We start from the raw sequence: 7,872 nt of genomic DNA on the forward strand, positions 1-7,872 counted from the left end.
TTAATTTGGTGAGGAATAGACAAGTGAAAAGTTATAAAAGGCTAATTCTTGGCACAACTTTGCTGCCTGTTTCATTATGGGTAGCATCAGCTTTGGCTGCACCGGGAGAGACTGCTGCGGTGACCCAACCTGGCGAAGCTACTGAAGCGACAAAACAGGCTAATAATGCCGTTCAGCAATTCCTTCCTTTCTCAAATACACAAGATTTTACTGACGCTAAACAAGGTTTTATTGCGGATTTACCAAGCCCGATTATTAAAGGTGAGTCTGGTAACACCGTCATCGATCTGTCTCAGTATGACTTTTTACGTAAAGAAGGCCCAACCCCTGATACGGTAAACCCGAGCCTGTGGCGTCAGTCGCAGCTGTTAGCGATTCATGGCCTGTTTAAAGTGGTCGATGGTATATACCAGGTTCGTAACATTGACCTGGCAAACATTACGTTTATCCGCGGTAAAACCGGCTGGATAGTTGTCGACCCACTCACTTCTGCGGAAACGGCAAAAGCGGCGCTGGATCTTATCAACGAAAAAGTAGAGAAACTCCCAGTGACCGGTGTGTTATTTACGCACTCGCACGTTGACCACTTTGCGGGGATCCGCGGCATCGTAAACGAAGAGGATGCGAAGTCCGGTAAAGTGCCGGTGATCGCTCCAGAAGGCTTTATGGAAGAAGCGGTCAGCGAAAACGTCTTTGCCGGTAACGTGATGAGCCGCCGCGCTTCGTATATGTATGGCAACTTACTGCCAAAAGATCCTAAAGGTAACGTGGGTGGTGGTCTGGGGCTGACAACCGCTGCGGGTACCATCACGCTGTTTGAACCAACGAAACTCATCGATAAAACCGGTGAAAAGCTGACGGTTGACGGCATTGATGTTGTCTTCCAGATGGCGCCTGGCACCGAAGCACCGGCGGAAATGCTGTTCTATTTCCCGCAGTTTAAAGCCATTGATCTTGCAGAAGATGCCAACCATACCCTGCATAACATTCTGACATTACGCGGTGCCAAAGTGCGTAGTGCACAAAAATGGGGTACCACGCTTAATGAAACCATTAACATGTGGGGCAAAGACGCCGTTGTTTCATTTGGTAGCCACCACTGGCCGCAGTGGGGCAATGAAAATGTTGTAACCCATCTTGAAAGACAGCGGGATCTCTACAAATACATCAACGATCAAACTCTGCGTATGGCAAACCAGGGTATGACGATGAATGAAATTGCTGAGAAATTCACTCTGCCCGATAGTCTGGCCAAACAGTTCTACAACCGCGGGTACTACGGTGTGCTCAAGCATAACGTCCGCGCGACTTATCAGCTGTACCTGGGCTTCTGGGACGGCAACCCTGCCAACTTCGACCCGTATCCTCCAGTTGAAGAAGCGAAGAAATATGTCGAGATGATTGGTGCCGATAAGATGATTGAAACAGCGAAATCCTCTTTCGATAAAGGGGATTATCGTTGGGCAGCAACTGTCGCCAATAAAGTTGTCTTTGCGCAACCCGATAACAAAGAAGCGCGTGAAGTTGAAGCTAACGCTCTCGAGCAGTTAGGCTACCAGGCCGAGTCAGGCCCGGCGCGTAACTTCTACCTTTCCGGTGCGCAGGAACTGCGTGGCGGCGTGCATAAAGTGGCAACGCCGAACACCAGCTCGCCAGATATTATCCGTGGTATGACGACGCCAATGTTCCTCGACTTCCTGGCAATCCACCTCAATGGGCCGCGGGCGGGCGACCAGAAATACACCTGGAACCTCATCTTCCCTGATACCCAGGAGAAGTTTGTGCTGACCATGCAAAACGGCGTGCTGAACTACAACAAAGATGTTCAGCTCCCGGAAGACAAAGTGGATGGCACCGTGACGCTTAATCGCACTACGCTTGATGACATCGCATTGGGTAAACTCAAACTGGGTAACCTGACCGAAAGTGGCGAAGTGACAATCGATAAGAACAAAGACAAATTTAAAGCGATGTTGGATAACTTCGATAAATTTGATTTCTGGTTCACTATTGCCGAGCCGTAACAGTCGTGATGAAGCCGGGCATCTTTTGATGCCCGGCTTTTTTTAACTCATTTTTCGGACTGAGAACGGAAGGTCTGTAATGAAAAAAACGTTAATTAACACGACTTGCGGCCTTGCTTTCGTCTTTTCAGTACAGGCTTACGCAAGCGGGCTGTATCTGTATGAAGTGGGCACGGAAGATGTCGGGCTTGCCGGTGCAGGGCAGGCGGCACGGGCGCAGGATGCGGGCACAATTGTCAGCAACCCGGCAGGTTTAACCCGTTTGCAAGGCGATCACCTGACGCTGGGTGGACAGGCATTGTACGGTGATGCGCACTACAACCTGGACGGTAACGGCAAAGGGCCGGGCAATGTCATCGGCTGGTTTCCCGGTGCTAGTAGTTTTCTCAGTCATAGCATTAACGACGACGTCAAAATTGGTCTGGGGATGTATGGCAACTATGGCTTAGGTCTACATTTTGATGACTGGGCCGGCAGCCAATTAATCAAAGATTCGACTTTAATTGCATTGACCTTTCAGCCGGTCATTGCATGGAAAATCGGTGATAAGTGGTCAATTGGCGGTGGCCCGGGCATCAACTACGGATTATTCTCCCTGAAGCGTGACACGGCTGACGGCGAGCAAAAGTCTGATGATCACGACTGGGCGCTGAACGGTAAACTTGGGTTAATGTTTGAACTCAGCGACATGACACGTTTCGGCATTACCTATACCAGTAAAACAAAATACGATTTTGACGTTAAAACCGATGCCACATTAAACCGTTTGCCGGGTAGCCCGACGTATTCGCTGCCGCTGGGCGCAGCAGTGCAGACTCCGCAACAGTTGATGTTCAGCGCTTTCCACCAGATGAATAGCCAGTGGGCTTTGCTTGCCGATCTGGGCTGGCAGGACTGGAGTGCCTACAGCGGTAGCGAAACTTCGGTTGCAAGCCGCCCATTGCAAAGTAAAGATCGCCTGAAAGATACGTGGCATACAGCACTTGGTGTGCAGTTTCAGGCAACACCTGATTTACGCCTCAATAGTGGTATTGCTTACGACAGCAGTTTTTATAAAAATCAGGATGACACATCCATTACTATGCCATCCGGTGATGCCTGGCGTTGGGGCGTAGGTGCGCAATATCAACTCACTAAACAGAGTAGTTTCGGTGGCGCATTTGAATATATGAGCATGCAAAGTTCAACGGTTTCCGATTCAGTATTAGGCGGCACTTACGATCACCCTAAACTTTACTTTTTCACGGCAAATTATAGCTATTCATTTTAAATGTCGAGTTTGTAATGGGGTTTTTAAAAGGCAAGGGGAAGGTTTATGTCATCATACTCTCACTACTATTCGTGGGTTTATTCTGTCCCTTTTTGGATGAGTGTGTTTGCAGTGATAGCCGTAACAGCTATTATCTACTTTGTTATCACAACGATGATCTCATTTATACAAAAAAGAGTGAGGAAATGGGCTGAGGGAAATAATCGTCCCGTATTGTACAGCATCTTTTCTGATGTTTTACACCGCACCAGCAAGCCACTTATTCTCGCTATTTCATTATTGATTAGCCTTCACTTCACGGCATTACCGGACCGGCTATATAACATTATCTCGCATGCATGGTTTTTAATTCTGGCGATTCAGGTAGCGCTATGGCTTGATCAGGTGATTCAATCCTGGATTAAATATGTCATGAATAAACCAGGTGAGAATCGTAACCCGGTAACGTTAGTCATAACGGGTTTGGTGATAAGAGGGCTTATCTGGTCGGTGATGCTGTTATCTATTCTGGCTAATGCCGGAGTGGATATCACCGCACTTATTGCCAGCCTTGGCGTGGGAGGCATAGCGATTGCTCTGGCGGTGCAAACCATTCTCAGCGATGTTTTTGCCTCACTTTCTATTGGCATAGATAAGCCATTCGAAATTGGTGACTTCGTGGTTTTCAATAATGTCACCGGCACGATCGAACATATCGGTTTAAAAACCACACGTATTCGTAGCTTGGGTGGTGAGCAGATCGTCTGTTCAAATGCGGTGCTATTACAGCAGACTATTCATAACTTTAAACGCATGCAGTCGCGACGTATTGTATTTAATTTTGGTATCGCTTTAGATACATCCGTGGATAAGTTGCGGGCTATTGCCGATTTGGTAAAGGAAATTGTATTGCGTTTTGAAAACGTTAAATTCGATCGGGCCCATTTTAGCTCTTTTGGTGTAGACAGACTTAATTTTGAAGTTGTCTATATCATTAATACTGCTGATTACACAAAGTATATGGATATTCAGCAGGAAATTAATATCTCAATTATCGAGGGGTTAAAAGCAATGGATGTGAATCTTGCCATTCCGGGTATGATTCTCACCCACAAAAATATATCAGCTGAAAAATTACTGGAACCGAACCATAATGCGTTTCAATAAATCAATAGTTATATGTTGGATTTGTTGATTTGTATCTGCTATAGATTTAATGGGCTTTTATTTTTCTCACAATCAATGATATCAACATCAAGGAAATACAAATGAAAAAAATCATATCTGGCCTTATCTTGTCAACACTGACTTTCAGTGTGTTTGCTGCTGAATTGATGCCTAAAAATGAATTTGAAAAAGTGAAAGATCAGTATGTGAAAGTTGGAAGCATTTCTACCTCAGGGAAAACCAGTACCGCTGAAGCTAAAGACGTCCTTTCTAAAAAGGCCGATGAGAAAGGTGGCGATATTTATGTGCTGACCTCTGGAGACACTAATAAAAAAGTGCACGGAACTGCAGACGTTTACAAAAAAAAATAATATGAAAATGCCCGGTGCAGAGTGTCTACACCGGGCGTTGTATTTTTCAACATGACGCACTCAGCCTAAAAACCGTCTCAGCCCTCGTTCTTCTCAACCTTTTTCTGCTTCATATAATGAAATCTCAGGATAGATACCTAACGCCAGTATTTAGAACCATTGAGATGAGCCATCACATACACCAACAGAGATTACTTAATGCTGGTAGATGTCGATAGATGCTAAGAGATTTTCGACGCGCTAAAATTAGCCAACTTGCTGAATTTCAGGCATAAAAAAAGACGTCGATTGACGTCTGTTTACTTCGAAATGGTACCCTACAGGAGTCGATAATGAGTGGTAACTTATTGTTATAATGCTTATTTAATTAATGCGATCTATTCAGATACCCCCAGATGTACCCCCAAATGTTTTTGTGTCTCTTTTTTTTGGTTGTTTTTTTGACCTTTCATTAGCGTTTTATCTGCGGGTAATCAGCGTGGCAATTTTTTTCATAGCTTGGTGTTGCCATTGCTGAAAGGGGAGGGCAGGAACAAAATTTAACCGATGCATGAAAAAGTGCTTCGCTTCCTTAATGTATGATAGATCTATCCCACAATAAGGAATCAGCCAGCCATGAGAATGACCAGCCGTAAAAAAGAGATACTCACTTACTTTGAGCCAGAGCAACGTAAATGGGTGACTGGCGAGATTGGTGTTCCTCCGTTCGATGTATCCGGCGTGGCTTACCTTCTGTATGGCATGGAGTCGTTCGACAAGCGCCACCAGCTCGAATCCACCAGGCGAACACTTGAGGCTATGGTTAATGATGGCCTACTGGAAAAGATAACCAGCTACGAACAACGACAGGACACTACGCAGTCGGGTACTGGTAAAGGCGTATGGTGTAATTGTTCTCGTTACGGCCTGCCAGGGCAATGCGACGTTGTGCGTGATAGCGTTGGGGCTGATAACGCGATTGATGGTGTATGCGTTCGGGTTGGTTAACCCGGCTCAAAATTGAGTTGCCACTCAGATAAGGCTCTTTTTGAATGCCCGGACAAAAGCCCCTTAGTGTCATATATACCTGTCACACTTTTCTGAAAGAAGTGCCACATGACGGGAATTACCATGTGGCACTTAATCCCGAAAAGTGCCACATGGTGGCCTGTAGCATGTCGCACTTATTTATCAAAAGTGCCACATGGAAACGGTGCTTTTCGGTGCGAACCTTAGTGCGAACTTAGGGTTTGCGGACCATACCGTTTTGCTGGAAACCTGCGTGGAAACCTCACAGCTGGAAACCATCATTTCGGTGGATACCAGAGTGGATACCTCACCAGTGGATACCGGATTAGTTTGATCAGCCGGGTAGAAAAAAACCATACCAGTGCGACCCTGTGTAACGCTGGCAACTTCAGAACGTCAAACCAAATAAAGCAAAACCCTCAGTCCTCTCAATGCTGTCTTACATTGTCTTACGGTAGTAAAATAACCACTTAATCCTTTCCTGCCGCTGGTGGTCATTATGAGCAAATCCATTTCCGTTACCTTCCGTGTCCCTGCTGAACTGGTCGGGGCGTTCAACTGTGCTGTGAATGAGTCCGGCACCGATAAAACCGCCTGGCTGGTTGAGGCAGTACGCCAGAAACTTAACCAGCCAGACAGCAACCCTGATAACCGTCTGCTGGCGCTGGTGGAGCGAATGGAAGTGGCAGCGGCTGCTCTGGCTGGCGGTAAGCAAGGGATACCATCACAACCCTACAATGAAGCGGCGGTGCTCCAGATTGTGGCGGATACAATCCGGCAAGGTTTTAACAATGGGCGCATCATTGCAGAGCGGATTAACGAGGCTGGCTATCAGACGGTGGCAGGGAGGGCATGGGATAAGGATATTTATAGTGCGTGGAAGCGGAAGGACCGTCACTCGGCCGCTATGGATGCGGCAATACCTGCTCTTGCAGATTATGGATGTCACCACGAGTGTAAGGGCTAACGCAACGAATCTGGATTATTCCTTCTTTAAACTTTAGTTAGGTGAAAAAAGAAATCTATTCTATGTTGAATTACTGAATCAATTAGTCATTAAATAAACTTTCTAAAAAATCCGCGCTAATTAAATGAACTATGTTTTCATTAATATATAAATACGCGCTCGTTATATCTGACTTGTTATTTATCAACAAGATTTCGTTAAGGGATAAATGGAAGTCTAAAAGATGCTTGCATAGCCTTCTAGCTTTTTTATTGTCAATAACCTTCTCGGAATCAATAAATTGAAAGCTTTTTGAAATATCTATTCCAGCTTTTTCATTATTATGTACATAATTACATGCTTCAGTGTAAATTCTAGCTAAATTACTCACGGCGTCAATGTTTTTGTACTTTTCTTTAAATTCTAAAAACATTCTAGTTACACCGATTTCATCATCGTTCGATTTATTTAAAAAAAACCTTATAGAATTCTCAATGCACGATCTTATATTGAAATAAAAATATCTTTCCTCGTTGTTTTTGATTGTTGAAACACAACAAAGTAAATCATAAATAATGCTCAGTAAGTGTCTATTATTTCTTAATGATCTTTCATGCAAGATTTTAAGGAAAATAGCTTTCTTAGTAGTCGATAGTAGGCTATCAACTATGTATTTGTCCGGGAGATTTTTAAACTCGTTTCTAAATGATGATATGGTCCCTAATATGTTATAAGGGTCAATTGAGAGAAATTTACTCACCTTGGAAACCTTTTATCCATTTAGCAATGCTTTCAGTGGTAGTGTTTTTTTTCTTCTTGCTCTTATTCGTATCCTTGTCATTTCCATCATTGGTTAATTCGAACAAGGATGGTTGCTCATCTAATTTTCCATATATGGTATTGATTATATTATTTTTTATTGTAATCAAATCACCTTTCGAATGGTTTGTGACTATATGTTTAGCTAATCTAGAAAACATAAGTGTTCTTGATGAGATAATATATTGCTTAAACTCAACTTTAAACACTTGCTTCAAGAATACATATAATTCATTGTTTGTCTTGAATATTTCATGCGAGAAGAATAGTTGTGATAGAAAACCAATC

Annotated in this window: 9 protein-coding genes; 7 read left to right on the forward strand and 2 right to left on the reverse strand. The window is 44.1% G+C overall.

All coding sequences use genetic code 11. From position 1 onward, the window contains the following. Positions 1 to 44 precede the first annotated feature (44 nt). The 7 genes from M979_RS01595 (at position 45) to M979_RS01620 (ending at position 6,786) form a co-directional block, all read left to right on the forward strand. Positions 45 to 2,024 carry an alkyl/aryl-sulfatase gene (locus M979_RS01595; protein ID WP_425338123.1) on the forward strand — a complete coding sequence of 660 codons (1,980 nt, stop codon included), beginning with the start codon at positions 45 to 47 and terminating at the stop codon, positions 2,022 to 2,024. A 79-nt stretch (positions 2,025 to 2,103) separates the two neighbouring features. Beyond that, complete coding sequence (locus M979_RS01600; RefSeq protein ID WP_064553331.1) at positions 2,104 to 3,294, forward strand: OmpP1/FadL family transporter; 1,191 nt, start codon at positions 2,104 to 2,106, stop codon at positions 3,292 to 3,294. A gap of 45 nt (positions 3,295 to 3,339) precedes the next feature. Then, on the forward strand, positions 3,340 to 4,440 hold the full coding sequence (locus M979_RS01605) for a mechanosensitive ion channel family protein (RefSeq protein WP_064553333.1): 1,101 nt from the start codon (positions 3,340 to 3,342) through the stop codon (positions 4,438 to 4,440). A 101-nt stretch (positions 4,441 to 4,541) separates the two neighbouring features. Then, on the forward strand, positions 4,542 to 4,811 hold the full coding sequence (yahO, locus tag M979_RS01610) for a DUF1471 family periplasmic protein YahO (protein ID WP_034456756.1): 270 nt from the start codon (positions 4,542 to 4,544) through the stop codon (positions 4,809 to 4,811). Between the two features lie 615 nt (positions 4,812 to 5,426). After that, positions 5,427 to 5,798 (forward strand): hypothetical protein, encoded by a 372-nt coding sequence (locus tag M979_RS01615; protein ID WP_064553335.1) that lies wholly within the window; start codon positions 5,427 to 5,429, stop codon positions 5,796 to 5,798. Positions 5,799 to 5,994: 196 nt separating this feature from the next. Continuing rightward, positions 5,995 to 6,153: a hypothetical protein gene (locus M979_RS23215; protein WP_157093193.1), complete on the forward strand. Its 159-nt coding sequence runs from the start codon at positions 5,995 to 5,997 to the stop codon at positions 6,151 to 6,153. 165 nt (positions 6,154 to 6,318) lie between these two features. Next, complete coding sequence (locus M979_RS01620; RefSeq protein WP_064553337.1) at positions 6,319 to 6,786, forward strand: hypothetical protein; 468 nt, start codon at positions 6,319 to 6,321, stop codon at positions 6,784 to 6,786. Between the two features lie 82 nt (positions 6,787 to 6,868). Here the strand turns inward: M979_RS01620 and M979_RS01625 are convergent, their stop codons facing one another. Continuing rightward, positions 6,869 to 7,525 carry a hypothetical protein gene (locus tag M979_RS01625; RefSeq protein ID WP_064553339.1) on the reverse strand — a complete coding sequence of 219 codons (657 nt, stop codon included), beginning with the start codon at positions 7,523 to 7,525 and terminating at the stop codon, positions 6,869 to 6,871. Continuing rightward, the coding region (locus M979_RS23590) for a hypothetical protein (protein WP_064553341.1) at positions 7,518 to 7,872 on the reverse strand (355 nt) is incomplete at its 5' end. The genes M979_RS01625 and M979_RS23590, both read right to left, overlap by 8 nt.

Source organism: Buttiauxella noackiae ATCC 51607 (assembly GCF_001654865.1).
Lineage (GTDB): Bacteria > Pseudomonadota > Gammaproteobacteria > Enterobacterales > Enterobacteriaceae > Buttiauxella > Buttiauxella noackiae.